Origin of the sequence: Streptomyces sp. NPDC088261 (assembly GCF_044740805.1) — a bacterium.
Classification (GTDB): Bacteria; Actinomycetota; Actinomycetes; order Streptomycetales; family Streptomycetaceae; genus Streptomyces.
The window spans coordinates 1-19,493 of the sequence record NZ_JBIURL010000021.1 but is presented as its reverse complement, the minus strand read 5'-3'; the positions used below and the strand labels follow the sequence as shown (position 1 = coordinate 19,493).

Sequence of the window (19,493 nt, the reverse complement as noted above, 5' to 3'; positions counted from 1 at the left end):
GTTGCGCTGTGTGAGTCGGACGCTCAACGCCATTGTCCCGCATGTGCGGGGCATTCCGGCGCCGGGGGTCACGTCTCCCGCGTGGGGTCCTCGCCCCGGTCCAGTGCCTTCCACAGGTCCTCGGGCCGGTCGGGGTCCACGACGGGCGCGGGCCTGCCCGGCCCCCTGCGCACGGCGCCCCCGGCGCGGGACGCGCCCTCGCGTTCGTACCGCCCCGACATGGCGGGCCACTGCTTCCCGTACCGCAGGGAGAGCAGGCCCGCGAGCAGGATGAGGACCCCGGCGACGGCGGTGACGTACGGCCAGGCCGTGTGGGTCAGGACGTCCCCGATGGTCGCGGAGCTGTCGCCGACCGTCGTCGCGGCCTTCTCGTCCAGGGCGGAACTGTCCGACGCGCCGAGGAAGGCGGTCGCGGCGGCTCCCGCGCCGCTCAGCGTGAGCAGCAGGGAGACGAGCAGGCGCCCTCCGCTGCGGACGGCGAACACGGCGACGAGGGCGGCCAGGCCCACGACGGCGAGGGCGGCGGGCACGCCGGTGACGTCACGGCCGTCGGCCGAGAGGGGCACGCTGCCACCGCCCACCGACGCGGTGCCCCGGGACCAGACCTGGCCGGAGGCGATGAGGACGACGGCGGCGCCCGCGGCACCGAGGAGGAGGGCGACGGCGAGACTGCGGCGGCTGCTCGCGGCGTCGGTGGACACCGGGACGGCGGCGCGGGGCTGGGGTACGGGGACGGCACTCACCCCACCACTATCCCTCACGGGCCTTCCGTGCCGCCGCCCCGGGGTTCGGGCGGTCCGCCGGCCGGTCCCTCAGCCTCCGTGCGGCGCGGGCGCCTTGAGCCGGTTCGCCGTGTGGACGGCCCTGAGGACCGCCGCCGCCTTGTTCCGGCACTCCAGGTCCTCGGACACCGGGTCGGAGTCGGCGACGATGCCCGCCCCGGCCTGGACGTACGCGGTGCCGTTCCTGAGCAGCGCGGTCCTGATGGCGATGGCCGTGTCGGAGTCCCCGGCGAAGTCGAGATAGCCGACGCAGCCGCCGTACACGCCCCGCCGGGTCGGCTCGACCTCGTCGATGATCTGGAGGGCGCGCGGCTTGGGGGCCCCGGAGAGGGTGCCCGCCGGGAAGCAGGCGGTCAGGACGTCGAAGGCGGTACGGTCCGCCGCGACCCGGCCGGTCACGGTCGACACGATGTGCATGACGTGGGAGTACCGCTCCACGGACATGAAGTCGACCACCTCGACGCTGCCGGGCCGGCAGACCCGCCCGAGGTCGTTGCGGCCCAGGTCCACGAGCATGAGGTGCTCGGCGCGCTCCTTGGGGTCGGCGAGCAGTTCGTCCGCGAGGGCCTGGTCCTCCTGCGGTGTGGCGCCGCGCGGCCGGGTCCCGGCGATGGGGTGGACCATGGCCCGCCCGTCCTCGACCTTCACCAGCGCCTCGGGGCTGGAGCCGACGACGTCGAAGGCCCCGCCGCCGTCGGCGGCGGGGAAGCGGAAGAGGTACATGTACGGGCTGGGGTTGGTGGCGCGCAGCACCCGGTAGACGTCGAGCGCGCTCGCGGTGCAGGGGGTCTCGAAGCGCTGGGAGGGAACGACCTGGAAGGCCTCACCGGCCCGGATGCGCTCCTTGATGTCCTCCACGACGGCCTGGAAGTCGGGGCCGCCCCAGAGCGCGGTGTACTCGGGGAGTTCGGAGGCGGGCAGCGCGGTGGGCATCGAGTCGACGGGCCTGGCGAGGTCGGCGGCCATGGCGTCGAGCCGGGCGACGGCGTCCGCGTACGACTCGTCGACGCCGGTGTCCAGGTCGTTGTGGTTGATCGCGTTGGCGATCAGCAGGACCGTGTTGTCCCAGTGGTCGAGCACGGCGAGGTCGGAGGTGAGCAGCATCGTCAGCTCGGGCAGCCCGAGGTCGTCGCGCGCGTGGTCGCCGATCCTCTCCAGGCGGCGGACGATGTCGAAGCCGAGGAAGCCGACCATGCCGCCGGTGAAGGGCGGCATCCCGTCGGAGAGGTCGCGGGGGGTGTGCAGGGTCTCCACCGTGGCGCGCAGGGCGGCCAGCGGGTCGCCGTCCACGGGGACGCCGACGGGCGGGGCGCCGAGCCAGTGGGTGGCGCCGTCGCGTTCGGTGAGCGTGGCGGCGGACCGTACCCCGACGAAGGAGTAGCGGGACCAGGAGCGGCCGTTCTCGGCGGACTCCAGCAGGAACGTGCCGGGACGCTCGGCGGCGAGCTTGCGGTACAGGCCGACCGGGGTGTCGCCGTCCGCGAGGAGCCGCCGGCTGACCGGGATGACACGGCGGTCGGCCGCCAGCTTGCGGAAGGTCTCAAGATCCATGGCCGCTGACCCTACTCGTTGGCTCTTCGGCGGTTGCGCGGGCTCCCCGCGTGGTGCCGGGGAGTGCCCGTCTGTGGGGGAGGCGCCTCACCGCCCGAGCGGCAGGACGTCCTCGTCGAAGCAGGTGCGGGCACCGGTGTGGCAGGCGGCGCCGACCTGGTCCACCTGGACGAGGACGGTGTCCGCGTCACAGTCCAGGGCGACGGACTTCACGTGCTGGACGTGGCCCGAGGTGTCGCCCTTGACCCAGTACTCCCGGCGGCTGCGGGACCAGTAGGTGCAGCGGCCCGTGGTGAGGGTGCGGTGCAGGGCCTCGTCATCCATCCAGCCGAGCATCAGCACCTCGCCGGTGTCGTACTGCTGGGCGATGGCCGGGATCAGTCCGTCGGCGCTGCGCTTGAGGCGGTCGGCGATGGCGGGGTCGAGGCCGCCGGTCGGTCCCGGCGCCGCGGTCGTGCTGCTCATGGGGCCATTGTGCCGCGCCCGGGCGGCCGCGCGGGAGGGGAGTCCACTGGGCGGACGGGCGGGGGCGGCCGTACCCTTGCGGACATGTCGACCCATGCAAAGCGTGAACGACTTCTGCTCGCCGACCTGTTGGAGACCGCGGGCCCGGAGGCGCCGACCCTCTGCGAGGGCTGGACCGCCCGGGACCTGGCCGCTCACGTGGTGGTGCGTGAGCGCCGGCTCGACGCGGCGGGGGGAACGATGCTGCCCGCGCTCAAGAACCGGCTGGACCGGGTCCAGGGCGAATTCGCCGCGAAGCCGTACGAGGAGCTGATCGAGCTGATCCGTACGGGACCGCCGAAGATGTCCCCCTTCTCCATCAAGCAGCTCGACGAGGCGGCGAACACCTCGGAGTTCTACATCCACGCCGAGGACGTCCGGCGGGCGCGGCCCGACTGGACCCCGCGCGAGCTGGACCGGGTCTTCGCGGACTCGCTGTGGTCGCGGCTGGAGAAGGGCGCCCGGCTGATGGGGCGCAAGTCCCCGGTGGGCCTGGTGCTGCGGCGGACCGACGGCCGGACGGCGGTGGCCCGCAGGGGCGCGCCGGTGGTGACGGTCACGGGCGAGCCGGGCGAGCTGCTGCTGTTCCTCTCGGGGCGGCAGGCCGCGGCGGACGTGCAGGTGGAGGGCGACAAGGACGCGGTGACGCGGGTGCTGGACGCGAAGCTGGGCATCTGAGTGCCCCTGGCCGGGCGCCTCGGGGCGCGCCCGGCGGCAGGACGGCCCGGGGCTCAGGTGGGCAGCTCGGCCCGGCGGAGCTGCTTGACGCACAGTCCGAACGTGGTGCCCGCCGCGCAGAGCGCCGCGCTGGCCACGAACACCGGCCCCGATCCCCAGGCGCCGATGGCGGCGCCCATGACCGGGTAGACGAGCGGGGCGATGCCCAGGCCGAAGAGCGTCGAGACCGAGGTGACCCGGCCCAGGTAGGCCGGTTCCGTCTGGGTCTGGACGAGCGCGCCGGACAACGCGCCGCCCAGGCCCGCGAGCAGTCCGACGCAGACGGCGGCGACGGAGGCGAGGGCCACCGACGGGGCGTACGCGATGCAGGCGATGGCGACCGAGCCGATGATCGTAGAAGCGCACATGACAAATCCGGCCCGGGGGACCCGGCCGCGGACCGTCAGCAGCAGCGAGGCCCCGGCGGCGCCCGCGCTGAACGCGGCGATGATCCAGCCCAGGCCCGACGCGCCCCAGCCGTGCTCCTCGGACACCAGGACGAGGCCGATGTTGAGGGGTCCCACGAAGCCCAGCTGGGTGATGGCGCTGACGAGGATCAGCGGGGCGAGGACCCGGTGCCGGCGGATGTAGCGCAGGCCGTCGAGGAGGGCGCGGCCGGCGCCGGGGGCCGCCGGGTCCGTCCCGCCCGTCCGCTTCTCCGCGGCCGGTGAGACCCCGGATTCGTCCGGCCGCTCTCTACGCGCGTCGGCGGCGTCGCGTGGCGCCGGGATCACGTCGTGCGGTACGGGGCTCTCCTCGCCCGCCTCCAGGGCCTCCTCGGCGCGGTCGCCCTTCTCGCCCCGCGCGCCGGGCAGTTCGCCGATCCGTACGCTCAGGAGCAGCGGCAGCGACACCGCGAACAGCACCCCCGCCGCGGTGAAGGCCGACGCCGAGCCGCCGAGGGCGACCGTCAGGCCGCCGATCGGCGCTCCGGCGACGTTGGCGAAGCGGGTGGCGAGCCCGCTCATGCCCTGCACCCTGACCAGTTGGCCGGGGGCGGTGATCCGGGGCGGCAGCGCGCCGACCGCCGGCAAAAACAGCGCGTCGACCGCGCCGAAGACCAGCGCGACCCCGGCCAGCAGCCAGACCGAGGGGCTGATGAACAACAGCACGGCCGCCATGCCGAGGATGAAGACGCAGCGTGCCGCGTCACTGCCGATGACCACCAGGCGGGGTCCGAAGCGGTCCGCGACCACTCCGCCGCCGAGCATCAGCGCGGCGCGGGGCACCGATCCGACGGCGAGGACCAGGCCGGCCTGAGCGGGGCTGCCGGTCCGGGCGGCGGCCCAGGCGAGGGCCACGAAGTAGACGTTGCTGCCGACCATCGACGCGGTGTAGGCGCCGAGCCAGCGCAACACGTTTCCGTCGCGGTGGGCGGGGGGTGGGGGGGTGGTCCCGTTCTCGGCGGGCGCTGATATCGCATGTGGGGGCATGCTCAACGATCCTCTCTGGTCTCAGTAGGGGGGATGGAAGGAAAGGGAGAGGAACAGACAATGATCGGGAAAAGCGGGAATGATCGAAATATTCAGGAAAGGGTCAGAAGGTTCGGAAAAGACGGAAAGGTCGGACACGAATCGGATACGCACACGAATCAGACACGAAAGGGAAAGCCGTAGGTGTGCAGCGCGACTCTCTCGCGCCCTTCGGTGTCCCCCGCCGCCTCGGCCGCCCGGCCGGCGGTCTCGTACTTTCTGACGAGGTCGTGCATCTCGCGGGAGAGGTCGGCGAGTTGAGCGGCCGTGAGCGGCACCAGGTACTGGCGGCTGAAGGACGCGGCGCGCAGGGCCGGGTCCTCGGAGGCGAGTTTCCACCACCGCTCCCGGCCGTCCCCCTGCCCCTCCGCCTCGTCGATCAGCCCGTGATCGGCGAGTCTGCGGAGGTGGTAGCTGACGAGCGAGACGGTTTCGCCGACCTGGTCGGCGAGTTGGGAGGCGGTGCCCGTCCGGGAGAGGTGGAGGGCGCGGTAGAGCCTCATGCGCAGGGGGTGTCCGAAGACCTTGAAGGTCTCGGGACCCGTCACTCCGCGGGTTTCCCTGCGTGTCATGGCGTGCACGCTAAATTAAGAAAGGAAAGTTGCGCAATATATCTTGTGCGATCAGGTCGGAACTCGCGAAGGAACGGCCGGAACCGTCCCCTCGCTCCGTCCTATCTGACCGGATGGCCCGCTTGGCGCAGGATTTCCTTCACCTGGCCGATCCGCAGATCGCCGAAGTGGAAGACGGACGCGGCGAGGACCGCGTCGGCGCCCGCGGCGACGGCCGGCGGGAAGTCCGCGAGCCGGCCCGCGCCGCCGGAGGCGATGACGGGGACGGTCACGTGTTTCCGTACCGCCGCGATCATCTCGGTGTCGTAGCCGTCCTTCGTGCCGTCCGCGTCCATCGAGTTGAGCAGGATCTCCCCGGCGCCGAGCTCCGCGGCCCGGTGCGCCCACTCGACCGCGTCGATGCCGGTGCCCTGCCGGCCGCCGTGCGTGGTGACCTCGAAGGAGCCCGACGGTGTCCGCCGCGCGTCGACCGACAGGACCAGCACCTGCCGTCCGAAGCGCTCGGCGATCTCGCGGATCAGGTCGGGGCGGGCGATGGCCGCCGTGTTGACCCCGACCTTGTCCGCGCCGGCCCGCAGCAGCTTGTCGACGTCCTCGGGGGTACGGACACCCCCGCCGACGGTCAGCGGGATGAAGACCTGCTCGGCGGTACGGCGCACCACGTCGTACGTGGTCTCGCGGTCGCCGGACGAGGCGGTGATGTCGAGGAACGTCAACTCGTCCGCGCCCTCGGCGTCGTACAGCTTCGCCATCTCGACGGGGTCGCCCGCGTCGCGGAGGTTCTGGAAGTTGACGCCCTTGACGACCCGGCCGTTGTCCACGTCCAGGCAGGGGATGACCCGTACCGCCAGGCTCATGCGGAGCCCCCCGGGGCGGCCAGGTAGGCCTCCACCTCCACCTCGACCACCAGGCTCGGGTCGATGAGGCCCGCGACGACGACCATCGAGGCGGCCGGCCGTACCGTGTCGAACAGCTCCTTGTGGGCCCGGCCCACGTCGTCGGCGTCCCGGGGGTGGGTGATGTACATCCGGGTGCGCACGACGTGCTCCACGCCGAGGCCCAGCTCCTCCAGTGCCTTGACGGCTACACCGAAGGCGGTCTTCGTCTGTTCGTACGGGCTGCCCTCGGCGATCCGGCCGCCGACCACCGACGTACAACCGGACACCAGGACCAGGCCGTTGGGCAGCCGTACCGCGCGGGAGTAGCCGAAGGACTCCTCCCAGGGGCCGCCCGAGGAGATCTTCCGTACCTGGTCCGGCGACGCGCCGCTCATCGGAGGACCGTCCCGGCCACCGTCTCCAGCGCCTCTTCCAGCGTGAACGCCTTCGCGTAGAGCGCCTTGCCGACGATCGCGCCCTCGACTCCCTCGGGCACGAGCGTGGCCAGGGCCAGCAGGTCGTCCAGCGAGGAGACCCCGCCGGAGGCGACGACGGGCCGGTCGGTCGCGGCGCAGACGCTGCGCAGCAGCTCCAGGTTGGGGCCCTGGAGGGTGCCGTCCTTGGCGATGTCGGTGACGACGTACCGGGCGCAGCCCTCGGCGTCGAGGCGGGCCAGCGTCTCGTAGAGGTCGCCGCCGTCGCGGGTCCAGCCGCGCCCGCGCAGGGTCGTGCCCCGTACGTCGAGGCCGACCGCGATCCGGTCGCCGTTCTCGGCGATGATCCTGGCGACCCACTCGGGCGTCTCCAGGGCGGCCGTACCGAGGTTGACCCGGGTGCAGCCGGTGGCGAGGGCGGCGGCGAGCGAGGCGTCGTCGCGGATCCCGCCGGACAGTTCGACCTTGATGTCCATGGCCGAGGTGACCTCGGCGATCAGGTCGCGGTTGTCACCGGTGCCGAACGCGGCGTCCAGGTCGACCAGGTGCAGCCACTCGGCGCCCGAGCGCTGCCAGGCGAGGGCCGCTTCGAGGGGGGAGCCGTACGAGGTCTCGGATCCCGACTCGCCATGGACGAGGCGTACGGCCCGGCCGTCGCGGACATCGACGGCGGGGAGGAGTTCGAGCTTCGGCACAGGAGGCATTCAGAGGGTTCCGATCCAGTTGGTCAGCAGCTGGGCGCCGGCGTCGCCGGACTTCTCGGGGTGGAACTGGGTGGCCCACAGTGCACCGTTCTCCACCGCGGCGACGAACGGCTCGCCGTGGGTGGACCAGGTGACGAGCGGGGCGCGGATCGCGGGGTTGGTGACTTCGAGTCCCCAGGTCCGGACGGCGTACGAGTGCACGAAGTAGAAGCGCTCGTCGGCGCCGACGCCCGCGAACAGCCGGCTGTCCCGGGGCGCCTCGACGGTGTTCCACCCCATGTGGGGCACGACCGGGGCGTTCAGCGGCTCGACCGTGCCGGGCCACTCGTCGAGGCCCTCGGTCTCGACGCCGTGCTCGATGCCCCGCTCGAAGAGGATCTGCATGCCGACGCAGATCCCGAGGACGGGGCGGCCGCCGGACAGCCTGCGGCCGATGATCCACTCGCCGCGCGCGTCCCTGAGCCCGCGCATGCAGGCGGAGAAGGCGCCGACGCCGGGCACGAGCAGCCCGTCGGCGTTCATGGCCCGGTCGAAGTCACGGGTGATCTCGACGTCGGCGCCGGCGCGGGCGAGGGCGCGTTCGGCGGAACGGACGTTGCCGAAGCCGTAGTCGAAGACGACGACCTTCTTGGCGGGCCGGGTGGGCCTGCCCGGCGCGGTGGACTCGGACTCGGTCACCGTACTCACCCCCAGATGCCCTGGATCCGCAGGACACCCGCGACCAGGCAGAAGGCGGAGGAGATCGCCAGCAGGGTGATCACACCGGTGGGCAGCTTCTGCTTGGTGAAGGAGTAGACACCGCCCGCCAGGAAGAGTCCCAGGACGATCAGGATGGTCGACAGGCCGGTCACAGGGCACCCTTGGTAGACGGAAGAATTCCCACGGCGCGCGGGTCACGCTCGGAGGCGTACCGCAGGGCGCGGGCGAGGGCCTTGAACTGGCACTCCACGATGTGGTGGGCGTTGCGCCCGTACGGTACGTGGACGTGCAGCGCGATCCTGGCCTGCGCGACGAAGGACTCCAGGATGTGCCGGGTCATCGTCGTGTCGTACGAGCCGATCATCGGCGCCATGTTCTCGGGCTCGGTGTGCACCAGGTACGGGCGGCCCGAGAGGTCCACGGTGACCTGGGCGAGCGACTCGTCCAGCGGGACCGTGCAGTTGCCGAAGCGGTAGATCCCGACCTTGTCGCCGAGGGCCTGCTTGAAGGCGGCGCCGAGCGCCAGCGCGGTGTCCTCGATGGTGTGGTGCGTGTCGATGTGCAGGTCGCCCTCGGTCTTCACCGTGAGGTCGAACAGGCCGTGCCGGCCGAGCTGGTCGAGCATGTGGTCGAAGAAGCCGACCCCGGTCGACACGTCGACCGTCCCCGTGCCGTCGAGGTCGATCTCCACGACGACGGAGGTCTCTTTCGTACTGCGTTCCACGCGGCCGATGCGGCTCATGCGCTCTGCTCCTTCTTGAGTTCCCGTACCGCGTCGAGGAACGCGTCGTTCTCGGACGGGGTGCCCGCGGTGACCCGCAGCCGTCCCGGTACGCCGTTGTCGCGCACGAGGACACCCCGGTCGAGGATCCGCCGCCACGCGGCGTGGGAGTCCTCGAAGCGGCCGAACTGCACGAAGTTCGCGTCCGAGTCCGTGACCTCGTAGCCGAGGGCCCGCAGCTCGCCCACCAGACGGTCCCGCTCCGCCTTCAGTGCCTCCACGTACCCGAGCAGCGTATCGGTGTGCTCCAGGGCCGCGAGCGCGGTGGCCTGGGTGACGGCCGAGAGGTGGTAGGGCAGTCGCACCAGCTGGACCGCGTCGACCACGGCGGGGTGGGCGGCGAGATAGCCCAGGCGCAGGCCCGCGGCGCCGAACGCCTTCGACATCGTGCGGGAGATCACCAGCCGGGGGCGGCCCTCGATGAGCGGGAGGAGCGACGGACGATGGCTGAATTCGACGTACGCCTCGTCCACGACGACCAGGGACGGCTTGGCGGCCTGGGCCGCCTCGTACAGCGCGAGGACGGTCTCCGCGTCGACGGCGGTGCCCGTGGGGTTGTTGGGCGAGGTGATGAAGACGACGTCGGGGCGGTGCGCGGTGATCGCCTCCGCGGCGGCGGCCGCCTCGATCGTGAAGTCCTCGCCGCGCGGCCCGGAGAGCCAGCCGGTGCCGGTGCCGCGCGCGATGAGGTGGTGCATCGAGTACGACGGTTCAAAGCCGATCGCGGTACGGCCCGGCCCGCCGAAGGTCTGGAGCAGCTGCTGGATGACCTCGTTCGAGCCGTTGGCGGCCCAGACGTTGGCGGTGGTCAGCGGGTGGCCGCCGGTCCTGGAGAGGTACGCGGCCAGCGCGGTGCGCAGTTCGACGGCGTCCCGGTCGGGGTAGCGGTTGAGCCCGCGCGCGGCCTCGCGGACCCGCTCGGTGATGCGGTCGACCAGCGGTTCCGGCAGGGGGTACGGGTTCTCGTTGGTGTTCAGCTGGACGGGGACGTCCAGCTGGGGGGCGCCGTACGGGGTCTGGCCGCGCAGTTCGTCCCGTACGGGCAGGTCGTCGATGCCGGGGTCCGCGGGCTCCCGGACCGGTCCTGAGGCGGCGCTCATGCGGTGGGCACCTTCCATCCGAACCGTGCCTTCACGGCCGCGCCGTGGGCGGGCAGGTCCTCCGCCTCGGCCAGCGTCACCACGTGGTGGGCGACCTCGGCGAGGGCGTCCCTGCTGTAGTCCACGATGTGGATGCCGCGCAGGAAGGACTGGACGGAGAGCCCGGAGGAGTGGCACGCGCAACCGCCGGTCGGCAGGACGTGGTTGGACCCGGCGCAGTAGTCGCCGAGGGAGACCGGCGCGTACGGGCCGACGAAGATCGCCCCCGCGTTGCGGACGCGGTCGGCGACGGCGGCGGCGTCGGCGGTCTGGATCTCCAGGTGTTCGGCGCCGTACGCGTCCACGACCCGCAGGCCGTCCTCGACGGAGTCGACCAGGACGATCGCGGACTGCTTGCCGGCCAGCGCGGGCGCGATCCGGTCCTCGACGTGCCTGGTCGCGGCGACCTGCGGCGCCAGCTCCTTCTCGACCGCGTCGGCCAGTTCGACCGAGTCGGTGACGAGGACGGCGGCGGCGAGCGGGTCGTGCTCGGCCTGGCTGATGAGGTCGGCGGCGACGTGCACCGGGTCGGCGGTGGCGTCCGCGAGGACCGCGATCTCGGTGGGGCCGGCCTCGGTGTCGATGCCGATGCGGCCGGTGAAGTACCGCTTGGCGGCGGCGACCCAGACGTTGCCGGGGCCGGTGACCATGTCGGCGGGGGCGCAGCCGTCGGGACCGGTGGTGCCGTACGCGAACATGGCCACGGCCTGGGCGCCGCCGACCGCGTACACCTCGTCGACGCCCAGCAGGGCGCAGGCGGCGAGGATCGTGGGGTGGGGCAGCCCGCCGAAGGCGGCCTGCGGGGGCGAGGCCAGCGCGATCGACGGGACGCCCGCCTCCTGGGCCGGCACCACGTTCATGATCACGGACGAGGGGTAGACGGACCGGCCGCCGGGCGCGTAGAGCCCCACGCGCCCGACCGGGACCCACTTCTCGCTGACCGTGCCGCCGGGCACCACCTGCGTGGTGTGCGGGGCGCGCCGCTGGTCGCGGTGGACGAGCCTGGCGCGCCGGGCGGACTCCTCCAGCGCGGCCCGTACGCCCGGATCGAGCCCCGCCAGGGCGTCCGCGAGCGCCTGCGCGGGCACCCGGACGCGGCTGAGCGTCACGCCGTCGAACTTCTCCGCGTACTCGATCAGCGCTTCCGTACCGCGATGGCGCACGTCCTCGCAGATGGGCCGCACCTTCTCCAGGGCGGCTTCCACGTCGAACTCGGCTCGGGGCAGCAGGTCACGGAGCGCGGAGCCCTCGGGGAGGGCGCCGCCGCGCAGATCGGTTCGTGAGATCACGCGGTCAATTCTCGCAGACGGCCTCCGGCCGCCGGACGCGAGTATCACTGGCTGATACATGCCCCGTCAGGCTCATGTCACCACTAGCGTTCAGGCCGTCACCCAGGGGGAACACCATGAGTAATGACGTGACAAGGAAGCGGAGGAGCGGCCGTGACCGTGACCGAGCCGCAGGAAGGTGAGGCGCCCGACTGGCTGAGCGCGGCGGAACTGGGCATGTGGCAGGCCTTCCGGAACGGCAGTACGTACGACCTCTCCACGTACGACCCCCGGCGGGACGATCCCTTCGACCCGCACGGCTGGGGCGCGAACCGCAGCGTACGTGCCAGGGTCATCGCGTTACTCCTGCTCAGCGGCCCTCCGGCGCTCCCGGGCCGGGTCGCCGCGCTCAAGATGCGCGGGGTACGGATCACCGGGACGCTGACCCTCGCGGGCGGCACGATCGCGCCGTACGTCGAACTGGACCGCTGTCTGTTCGACAACGAGATCGTGCTCCCCGAGTCGCACTTCACGACGCTGCGCATGGCGGGCTGTGCCATACCGCGCCTGGAGGCCGCCCGGCTGCACACGGAGGGTGACCTCCACCTGCCGCGCTGCCGGGTCGAGCGCGGGATACGGCTGACGGACGCGCAGATCGGTACGGATCTGCTGATCAGCCAGATCGAGGTGCGTCCGGACCGGATGGGCCGGGCGATCACCGCCGACGGCATGACGGTCGCCCAGGACCTCCAGGCCGATCAGATCGAGACATACGGCGAGGTGAGCCTCCGCGGCGCCAAGGTCGGGGTGTCGCTGAGCCTGCGCGGCAGCCGGCTGCGCGCCCCGCGCGACCGGCGGGCGCTCAACGCGCCGCGCCTGACGGTCGAGCGCACGCTCCACATGACCGGCGCGTGGGTGACGGACGAGGCCTCGGGGTCCGGTTCCACTCCCCCGTACGGCGTCGGGATCTCCGGCGGGCCGCCGCCCGGCACCCGGGTGCAGCCCTTCGAGTGCCGGGGCGGGGTGCGGCTGGACGACGGCCGGTTCGGGGACGCGGTCGACCTCGACCAGGCGCGGTTCGTCCTGATGGCCGGGGAGGAGCTGTCGCTGCGCAGGATCGTCACTCCAGAGCTGCGGTTCACGTGCGAACGCCCCGAGGAGGGACGGGTCGTGCTGAGCGGGGCGAGGATCGTCACGCTGGTCGACGTGTCGACCAGCTGGCCCGGGCCCGGCGGGCTCGCCATGGGCGGCTTCGTCTACGAGAACCTCGTGTGGGTCGGTCACTTCCCGCTCGGCCGCCGCCTGGAGTGGGTCGCGGCGGCGACGCCCGAGTACGCGCCGGAGCCGTACGAACGGCTCGCGCAGGTCCTGCGCAACAGCGGCGAGGACGCCGACGCGCGCGAGGTGCTTCTCGTCAAGCAGCGCCGCCGCCGGGAGACGCTGCCGCTCGCCGCGAAGCTCTGGGGGTACCTCCAGGACTGGACGGTGGCGTACGGCTACCGCCCCGGGCGGGCGGCGCTGTGGATGGCGGTCCTCTGGGCGGGCGGCACGTTCGCGTTCGCCCGCCACGCCCCGCCGCCGCTCAAGGCGACCGAACACCCCGAGTGGAACCCGGCCCTCTTCGCGCTGGATCTGCTCGTCCCGGTGATCAATCTCGGCCAGGACGGGTACTGGCGGCTCGAAGGCGGCTGGCAGTGGGCCGGAGCCGTGCTGGTCATGCTCGGCTGGATCCTCGCCACCACCGTCGCGGCCGGCGCCTCCCGTCTCCTGCGCCGCGGCTGACCCCCCTTTCTTTGCCCTCCCTTGACCTTGGTGCCTACAACCTTCCCACCCCTACGAAAGCTTCACAGCAGCCCTCTGGCGCGGCCACGACCTGCGGTTTTCAATGGTCGGCACCATGTCATTGCTCCGCGCCCTGATCAGCACCGCGCGTATGGTCCGGCACACCCCGCTGCTCGCCGCGGGGCAGCCGCCCGACGACGCCGTCCTGCTCGACGCCCCCGACGAGCGGCTCGCTCCCGTGCTGGTCTCCGCCGCCCTCGGCGCGTACGAACAGGCCGCGAAGCTCCTCGCGACCACACGTGAATCAGCCGAATGGGAGAACCGGGACCGCTATGTGAGACGGCTGGCCGCGTTCGCCCACAGCCGCCAGGACTGGCTCACCGACTGGCTCGCGGTGGCGCCCCGCGATCCGGACGCACTGCTCGTCAAGGCCGAACTCGCCGTCCGCAGGGCGTGGGAGTCACCGGCGCGCGCCGAACGGCTGCGGGAGATGGGCCCGCTGATCGACGCGGCGGCCGACGGCGATCCGCGCGACCCCGTGCCGTGGCGCCTGGCGCTCGACCACGCGCGCGGCACGCACGCCACGCACTCCGCCTTCGAAGGGCTCTGGGCACAGGCCGTACGGCGCTCCCCGCACCACTACGGGTGCCATGTCGCCGCGCTCCAGTACCTGTCGGCCCTCTGGTACGGCTCGCACCGCGAGTGCTTCGACTTCGCCGAACAGGCGGCGCACGACGCGCTGCCCGGCTCGCTCGTCCAGGCGCTTCCCGTACGGGCCGCCTTCACGCTGCTGATGAGCGGCGACCCCACCTCCGTACAGGGGGACCGGATCGACGCGGCGGCCGACCTGGCGGTCGCGGTGTCCGCGCGGTACGAGGCGGGCGATCCCTGGCCGGCCGAGGTGCGCAATCTCCTCGCGTACGTCCTGGCGGGGCGCGGCCGCTGGGCGGAGGCACTGGAGCAGTTCCGGCTCGTCGGACCGTACGCGACGTCCTTTCCGTGGACGTGTTTCACCGACGATCCGCTGGGCCGGTTCCTCGAAACCCGGGACGGCGTACGGCTCCAGGTGGCCGCCGGGATGCCTTTGCGGGCCCGGGCAGACCGGAGAAGGCCCCGGGGCCATTACGCTTGAGCGTTGTGACCACCGCACGCCTCCCTCTCTTCCCGCTGAACGCGGTGCTGTTCCCGGGCCTCGTCCTGCCCCTGAACGTCTTCGAGGAGCGCTATCGCACGCTGATGCGCGAGCTGTTGAAGACGGACGAGTCCGAACCGCGCCGCTTCGCCGTGGTCGCCGTCCGCGACGGGCACGAACTGTCGCCGACCGCCCCGGGCCTGCCGGACCGGGCGGCCCTGCCCGAGCGCGGCCCGACCGACGGCTTCGGCCCCGAACCCATGGACGCCTTCCACCACGTGGGCTGCGTCGCGGACGCGGCGACGATCCGTGAACGCCCCGACGGCAGCTTCGAGGTGATGGCCACCGGCACCACCAGGATCCGGCTGCTGTCCGTCGACACCAGCGGCCCCTATCTGACGGCCGAGGTGGAGGAGCTGCCCGAGGAGGTCGGCGAGGGCGCGTCCGCGCTGGCCGAAGGGGTGCTGCGGGCGTTCCGCAGCTACCAGAAGCGGCTGGCGGGCGCGCGTGAGCGCACGCTGGCGACGGGCGACGAACTGCCCGACGAGCCCTCGGTGGTGTCGTACCTGATCGCGGCGGCGGCGGTGCTGGACACCCCGTCGAAGCAGCGGCTGCTGGAGGCGCCGGACACGGCGGCGCGGCTGAAGGAGGAGCTGAAGCTCCTCCGCTCGGAGACGGCGGTGATCCGCCACCTCCCGTCGCTGCCGGCGGTGGACCTGACCAGATCGCCGACGAGCCAGAACTGACGGACCCGACGCGAGGACCCCACCGGTGGCGAAGCCCAAGAAGAAGAACCAGCCCGGCTCGGGGGGCACCCCGGCGACGGTCGCCCTCACGGCGGCGGGCACGGCGTACACCCTGCACGCGTACGAGCACGACCCCGCGTCGGCGTCGTACGGCGAGGAGGCGGCGGAGGCCCTGGGCGTCTCCCCGGACCGGGTCTTCAAGACGCTGGTGGCCGACGTGGACGGCGAACTGACCGTGGCGGTGGTCCCGGTGGCCGGCTCCCTGGACCTCAAGGCGCTGGCGTCGGCGGTGGGCGGCAAGCGCGCGTCGATGGCGGACCCGGCGGCGGCGGAACGTACGACGGGTTACGTACGGGGCGGAATCTCCCCCCTGGGCCAACGCAAGCGCCTGCGCACGGTCCTGGACAGCTCGGCGGAGTCCCACCCCACAATCTGCGTCTCGGCGGGCCGCCGGGGCCTGGAGGTGGAACTGTCGCCCAACGCGCTGGCAACCCTGACGTCGGCAACGCTGGCACCGATCGCCCGCCCCTGACACTCCCAGCCCGTCCGGCGCTTGAGGACACCCACCCACCGGGCCGCACGGGCAAATCAAGCCCGCCCACCCCAGCCCGTCCGGCGCTTGAGGACACCACCCACCGGGCCCGCGCGGCCAAGTCAAGTCCGGCGCACCCCCAGCCCGTCCGGCGATTGAGGACACCCACCCACCGGGCCGCACGCCCCAAACCCGCCCGCCCAGGCGCACCCCCAGCCCGTCCGGCGTTTGAGGACATCCACCCACGGGCCCGCGCGGGCAGATCAAGCCCGTCCGGCGATTGAGGACAAAGGCGTCAGGCGGACGCGCCCGCCACCACCCTCACGGCTTACCCGCCCCCGGCGGCACCCCGCCAAACCCGCTCCAGTCCCACTCCGGCTCCGGATCCCGCGGCCCGAACACCGCCGTCAACGCCAGGTTGACGACCATCGCCGCCACCGGCCACGCCAACAACGCACCCTTCGCGTTCAGCTTCAGCGGCGCGTCAAACGTGACGCCCTTCCCCACCTCACGCGCGTGCGCGACCACGTCCGACGTCGGCCCCAGCCACACGCCGACCTTCCACGCCAGGAACGACCCAACCAGCCCGCCCAGCACCAGCCCCACCACCACCGCGACCCCGCCCCGCCTGCGGAACAGGAAGACGGCGGCGGCGGCGACCGCGCCGAACCCCAACCCCAGCAGCGCGAACGTGCCGTCCGCCCCGATCGCCTCCTCGCCCTCCGTGTCCTTGAGGAAGACCGCCGTATCGTCCGAGACCAGCGGGATCCGCGGCGAGAGCCACAGCCACAGCAACCCGAGCAGCACACCCGCCACGGCGAGCACCACCGTCACGACCACACCCGTCCGCACCTCGGCGCCGACTCCCGCGCCGGTGTCCGACGGGTCGCCCGGCAGGGATCCGCGAGATCCGGGATCGCCGGAAGCACCGTCCGGCGGCGTCTGCCACGGATCGTGTCGCGGCTGGTGAGGCGGTGTCAGGGGTGCGGTCACCCTGCCATCGTGCCAGGCCCGCCCCACGCCCGCCTCACCGGACCGCCGCACGCCGGTACGCCCACGTCGCGACGGCCAGCGACACCACACCGACGGCCGCGCAGACCCCCAGGTCCAGGAAGACCGCCACCCAGTCGGGACGCGCGTCGAAGGACCGGGAAAGCGCCTCCACACCGTACGTGGACGGCAGCAGGTCCCGGGCCCAGGTGACCGGCTCCGGCAGCCGGTTCGCCGGCAGCACGCCCAGCAGCAGGGCCGCGGACATGCCGAGCTGCCCCAGCAGCGTCGCCAGCTCGGGACGCGGGGCCAGCAGGCCCAGCGCCGCGCCGAGCCCGGCGAGCGCCGCGCCGGCCGGGGGGATCACCAGCAGCAGCACCCACAGATGGGCCAGCGGCAGCTGGAAGAGCACGCTCCCCGTGACCGCCGTGAACACCGCCCCCGGCACCGTGAACGACGCGTACGCCGCCGCCGTACCCAGCACCACCGCGGCCGGCGGCACCGGCAGCGTCGCGTAGTGGTCGAGGCCCCCGCTGGCCCGCAGGTGCCCGAAGTACTGGGCGAGCAGATTGAGCGCCACGAACGCGACCACGAGCACACTGGCCCCGGCGACGACCGCCCGCGACTCCTCCGCCCCGTTCACGACCCCCCGCATCAGGACCATGATCCCGACGGACTGGAAGGTCGCGACGAACAGCAGCGGTATCCGGGCCACCCGGGCCCGGGACATCTGGGCGCGGTACACGGCGGCCAGCGCGGGCAGCAGCCGCGCCCTCGGCGCGAGCGGCGCGGGCGCGCCGTCCGCCGTCGTCCCGGCGGGACCCTGCCGGACCACCCTCACGCTCCCGCCGCTCCCGCCGCCTCGCGCGGACACGGCCTCCGCCGGCACGATGCTCACCTGGCGATGCTCCTGTTCGTAGACGCGGATGCCTCCGGCGCGGGGTGCGTACGGCTGGTACGACGCGCACGCGCGCACGGCGTCTCATACGCCTCGTCGTGCGGGCTCACGCCTTCACCAGCCCTTTCGCGCGGCCTCCGAGCGCCAGGTACACGTCCTCCAGACTGGGCGTCGCCAGCGTGAAGTCGTCCAGCGCCGCGAAGGCCTGGCCACCGGTCACCGCCGCGACGGCGGCCCGCGCCTCGTCGGGGGCGAGCCGCAGCACCCACCGGCGCCCCGACTCCTGCGCGGACCCGCGCAGCGCGGCGACCTCGGGGACGTCCAGCGGCGCGCGCTCGCGCCACACCAGCTCCACCCGGACCTCCCCCGCGACCTGCTCCTTGAGCCCGGCGGGGGTGTCGCAGGCGATGACCTTGCCGCGTTCCAGCACGGCGACGCGGTCGAGGACGGTCTCGGCCTCGATGACGTTGTGGGTGACGAGCACCACGGTCGCGCCGTGCTCGGCCCGGCGGCGGTCGACGGCGGCCCAGACCGCGCGGCGCGCGATCGGGTCCATGCCGGTGGTGGGCTCGTCGAGGATCAGTACGGGGCGTTCGCCGACCAGCACGGCGGCGAAACAGGCCAGCCTGCGCTGTCCGCCCGAGAGCTTCTTGAGCGGGCGCCCGGCGATCTCGGTGAGCCCCAGCTCCTCCAGCACGGCGTCCCGCTCGGCGCGGGCCGCGCGCAGCGTGAGCCCGCGGAGGCGGCCCGTCGTCTCGGCGGCGAGCGCGACGGTCAGCTCGTCGAGGGCGGTCGATTCCTGGCCGAGGTAGCCGATGAGCCGGGCGGCGCGTTCGGGGTGGCCCACGAGGTCGTGGCCGAGCAGCTCGACGGTGCCGGAGTCGGGGCGCATGAGGCCGGTGAGCTGGCGGACGAGGGTGGACTTGCCGGCGCCGTTGGGTCCGAGCAGCCCGAAGATCTCCCCGCGGCGCACGTCGAGACTGATGCCGTCGGTGGCACGGACTTCCGGGGTCGCCGGGGTGCCACGTCTGGCGCGCGCGGCGGGGTACGTCTTGACGAGATCGCGGACGACGCACACCGTACTCACACGCTTGAGCGTACGGGGTGCGCAAGCCCGCCAACGTCCCGGGGTCGCCGCCCCGCCCCCCTTCGTCCTCGCGCCGGACGGGCGCCTGCGCCCCGGTGGTGGGCGCGGCTTCCTTCTTTGTCCTCAAGCGCCGGACGGGCGCCTGCCTCCCGGCGGTGGGCGCGGCTTACTGATGTCCTCAATCGCCGGACGGGCTTGATGGTGCCCGCTGCGGGCCGCGTTTTCCGGCGCGGGCCGGTTGCCGGGGGCCGGTCAGGGGTCGTGTCCTGCACTGCATGTTTTACGTCGCGTGCGACCGGTCGTATTGATTGACGATCGCCATGCGACACAAAACACGCTTTACGTTCCGGACACGACCCCTGCCCGTCCCCCTTCCAGGCCCGCGCACAAGCAACCGACGGCCCGTCGGGCGAGGGCGGAACCGGGTGCCCCGCACCCGGGGGCAACCCGGGCCCGCAACCCGGAGACGCCTCCAGCCCCTCCCGACGCACCCCCAGCCGCCCGGACGCCCCTCTCCAGCCCGTCCGGAGATTGAGGACATCCTTGACCCGCACCGATGCACCGCGCGGGGGCACCATCCAGCCCGCTCGGACGCACCCCAGCCCGTCCGGCGATTGAGGACATCCTTGACCCGCACCGACGCACCGTGCGGGGGCACCATCCAGCCCGCCCGGACGCACCTCAGCCTGTCCGGCGTTTGAGGACACCACGAAGCCGGGCCCGCGCAACAGACCGCAGGACCCCGGGGGCGGGCGGGGTCGTTCAGTTCACCCTCGGCGTGAGGGGGGTGGGGTCGGAGGAGGTGCGTGTGGCCGGACGTAAAGC

21 protein-coding genes are annotated in these 19,493 nt (G+C 72.9%); 5 read left to right on the top strand and 16 right to left on the bottom strand.

Going from position 1 to position 19,493, the window contains the following annotated elements; translation table 11 throughout:
* Nucleotides 1-68: 68 nt before the first annotated feature.
* The 3 genes from ACIODU_RS29795 to hisI all read right to left on the bottom strand — a co-directional run bounded on the left by ACIODU_RS29795 (nt 69) and on the right by hisI (nt 2,798).
* Nucleotides 69-743 carry a TIGR02234 family membrane protein gene (locus tag ACIODU_RS29795; protein ID WP_401771483.1) on the bottom strand — a complete coding sequence of 225 codons (675 nt, stop codon included), beginning with the start codon at nt 741-743 and terminating at the stop codon, nt 69-71.
* Nucleotides 744-812: 69 nt separating this feature from the next.
* Nucleotides 813-2,333 carry an anthranilate synthase component I gene (locus ACIODU_RS29790; RefSeq protein ID WP_356424566.1) on the bottom strand — a complete coding sequence of 507 codons (1,521 nt, stop codon included), beginning with the start codon at nt 2,331-2,333 and terminating at the stop codon, nt 813-815.
* Between the two features lie 87 nt (nt 2,334-2,420).
* Nucleotides 2,421-2,798, bottom strand: coding sequence for a phosphoribosyl-AMP cyclohydrolase (hisI, locus tag ACIODU_RS29785; protein ID WP_356424569.1), 378 nt, complete (start codon nt 2,796-2,798; stop codon nt 2,421-2,423).
* Between the two features lie 84 nt (nt 2,799-2,882).
* Here hisI and ACIODU_RS29780 point away from each other — a divergent pair, with 84 nt between their 5' ends.
* Nucleotides 2,883-3,515 carry a TIGR03085 family metal-binding protein gene (locus tag ACIODU_RS29780; protein ID WP_356424572.1) on the top strand — a complete coding sequence of 211 codons (633 nt, stop codon included), beginning with the start codon at nt 2,883-2,885 and terminating at the stop codon, nt 3,513-3,515.
* A gap of 53 nt (nt 3,516-3,568) precedes the next feature.
* Here the strand turns inward: ACIODU_RS29780 and ACIODU_RS29775 are convergent, their stop codons facing one another.
* The 10 genes from ACIODU_RS29775 to hisD form a co-directional block, all read right to left on the bottom strand.
* A complete protein-coding gene (locus ACIODU_RS29775) occupies nt 3,569-4,987 on the bottom strand; it encodes an MFS transporter (RefSeq protein WP_356424575.1) in 1,419 nt (472 codons plus the stop codon).
* Nucleotides 4,988-5,145: 158 nt separating this feature from the next.
* Nucleotides 5,146-5,598, bottom strand: coding sequence for a winged helix-turn-helix domain-containing protein (locus ACIODU_RS29770; RefSeq protein ID WP_356424578.1), 453 nt, complete (start codon nt 5,596-5,598; stop codon nt 5,146-5,148).
* Nucleotides 5,599-5,699: 101 nt separating this feature from the next.
* Nucleotides 5,700-6,455 (bottom strand): imidazole glycerol phosphate synthase subunit HisF, encoded by a 756-nt coding sequence (hisF, locus tag ACIODU_RS29765; protein ID WP_356424581.1) that lies wholly within the window; start codon nt 6,453-6,455, stop codon nt 5,700-5,702.
* A complete protein-coding gene (locus ACIODU_RS29760; protein WP_401771481.1) occupies nt 6,452-6,871 on the bottom strand; it encodes a RidA family protein in 420 nt (139 codons plus the stop codon). The genes hisF and ACIODU_RS29760 overlap by 4 nt, the downstream gene beginning before the upstream one ends.
* Entirely contained in the window at nt 6,868-7,605 is a 738-nt protein-coding gene (gene priA / locus ACIODU_RS29755) for a bifunctional 1-(5-phosphoribosyl)-5-((5-phosphoribosylamino)methylideneamino)imidazole-4-carboxamide isomerase/phosphoribosylanthranilate isomerase PriA (RefSeq protein WP_401771579.1), read from the bottom strand. Before priA ends, ACIODU_RS29760 begins: the two co-directional genes overlap by 4 nt.
* Before the next feature lie 9 nt (nt 7,606-7,614).
* A complete protein-coding gene (hisH, locus tag ACIODU_RS29750; protein WP_356424585.1) occupies nt 7,615-8,292 on the bottom strand; it encodes an imidazole glycerol phosphate synthase subunit HisH in 678 nt (225 codons plus the stop codon).
* A 5-nt stretch (nt 8,293-8,297) separates the two neighbouring features.
* A complete protein-coding gene (locus ACIODU_RS29745) occupies nt 8,298-8,465 on the bottom strand; it encodes a hypothetical protein (RefSeq protein WP_167033751.1) in 168 nt (55 codons plus the stop codon).
* Nucleotides 8,462-9,055 (bottom strand): imidazoleglycerol-phosphate dehydratase HisB, encoded by a 594-nt coding sequence (gene hisB, locus ACIODU_RS29740; protein ID WP_356424590.1) that lies wholly within the window; start codon nt 9,053-9,055, stop codon nt 8,462-8,464. Before hisB ends, ACIODU_RS29745 begins: the two co-directional genes overlap by 4 nt.
* The gene (locus tag ACIODU_RS29735; protein ID WP_401771477.1) at nt 9,052-10,194 is read right to left on the bottom strand and encodes a histidinol-phosphate transaminase; all 1,143 of its coding nucleotides are present in this window, start codon (nt 10,192-10,194) and stop codon (nt 9,052-9,054) included. The genes hisB and ACIODU_RS29735 overlap by 4 nt, the downstream gene beginning before the upstream one ends.
* Nucleotides 10,191-11,522 (bottom strand): histidinol dehydrogenase, encoded by a 1,332-nt coding sequence (hisD, locus tag ACIODU_RS29730; RefSeq protein WP_401771474.1) that lies wholly within the window; start codon nt 11,520-11,522, stop codon nt 10,191-10,193. The genes ACIODU_RS29735 and hisD overlap by 4 nt, the downstream gene beginning before the upstream one ends.
* A gap of 159 nt (nt 11,523-11,681) precedes the next feature.
* Between hisD and ACIODU_RS29725 the strand changes: the two genes are divergently transcribed.
* The 4 genes from ACIODU_RS29725 (at nt 11,682) to ybaK (ending at nt 15,693) form a co-directional block, all read left to right on the top strand.
* Nucleotides 11,682-13,283, top strand: coding sequence for an oxidoreductase (locus ACIODU_RS29725; RefSeq protein WP_356424634.1), 1,602 nt, complete (start codon nt 11,682-11,684; stop codon nt 13,281-13,283).
* Nucleotides 13,284-13,386: 103 nt separating this feature from the next.
* Complete coding sequence (locus ACIODU_RS29720) at nt 13,387-14,415, top strand: hypothetical protein (RefSeq protein WP_356424599.1); 1,029 nt, start codon at nt 13,387-13,389, stop codon at nt 14,413-14,415.
* A 5-nt stretch (nt 14,416-14,420) separates the two neighbouring features.
* The gene (locus ACIODU_RS29715; RefSeq protein ID WP_356424602.1) at nt 14,421-15,161 is read left to right on the top strand and encodes an LON peptidase substrate-binding domain-containing protein; all 741 of its coding nucleotides are present in this window, start codon (nt 14,421-14,423) and stop codon (nt 15,159-15,161) included.
* A gap of 25 nt (nt 15,162-15,186) precedes the next feature.
* Nucleotides 15,187-15,693, top strand: coding sequence for a Cys-tRNA(Pro) deacylase (gene ybaK / locus ACIODU_RS29710; RefSeq protein WP_356424605.1), 507 nt, complete (start codon nt 15,187-15,189; stop codon nt 15,691-15,693).
* 321 nt (nt 15,694-16,014) lie between these two features.
* Here the strand turns inward: ybaK and ACIODU_RS29705 are convergent, their stop codons facing one another.
* The 3 genes from ACIODU_RS29705 to ACIODU_RS29695 all read right to left on the bottom strand — a co-directional run bounded on the left by ACIODU_RS29705 (nt 16,015) and on the right by ACIODU_RS29695 (nt 18,659).
* Nucleotides 16,015-16,686: a hypothetical protein gene (locus ACIODU_RS29705; protein ID WP_401771471.1), complete on the bottom strand. Its 672-nt coding sequence runs from the start codon at nt 16,684-16,686 to the stop codon at nt 16,015-16,017.
* Between the two features lie 34 nt (nt 16,687-16,720).
* Nucleotides 16,721-17,581, bottom strand: coding sequence for an ABC transporter permease (locus ACIODU_RS29700; protein WP_401771469.1), 861 nt, complete (start codon nt 17,579-17,581; stop codon nt 16,721-16,723).
* A 106-nt stretch (nt 17,582-17,687) separates the two neighbouring features.
* Entirely contained in the window at nt 17,688-18,659 is a 972-nt protein-coding gene (locus tag ACIODU_RS29695) for an ABC transporter ATP-binding protein (protein ID WP_356424640.1), read from the bottom strand.
* Nucleotides 18,660-19,493 lie beyond the last annotated feature (834 nt).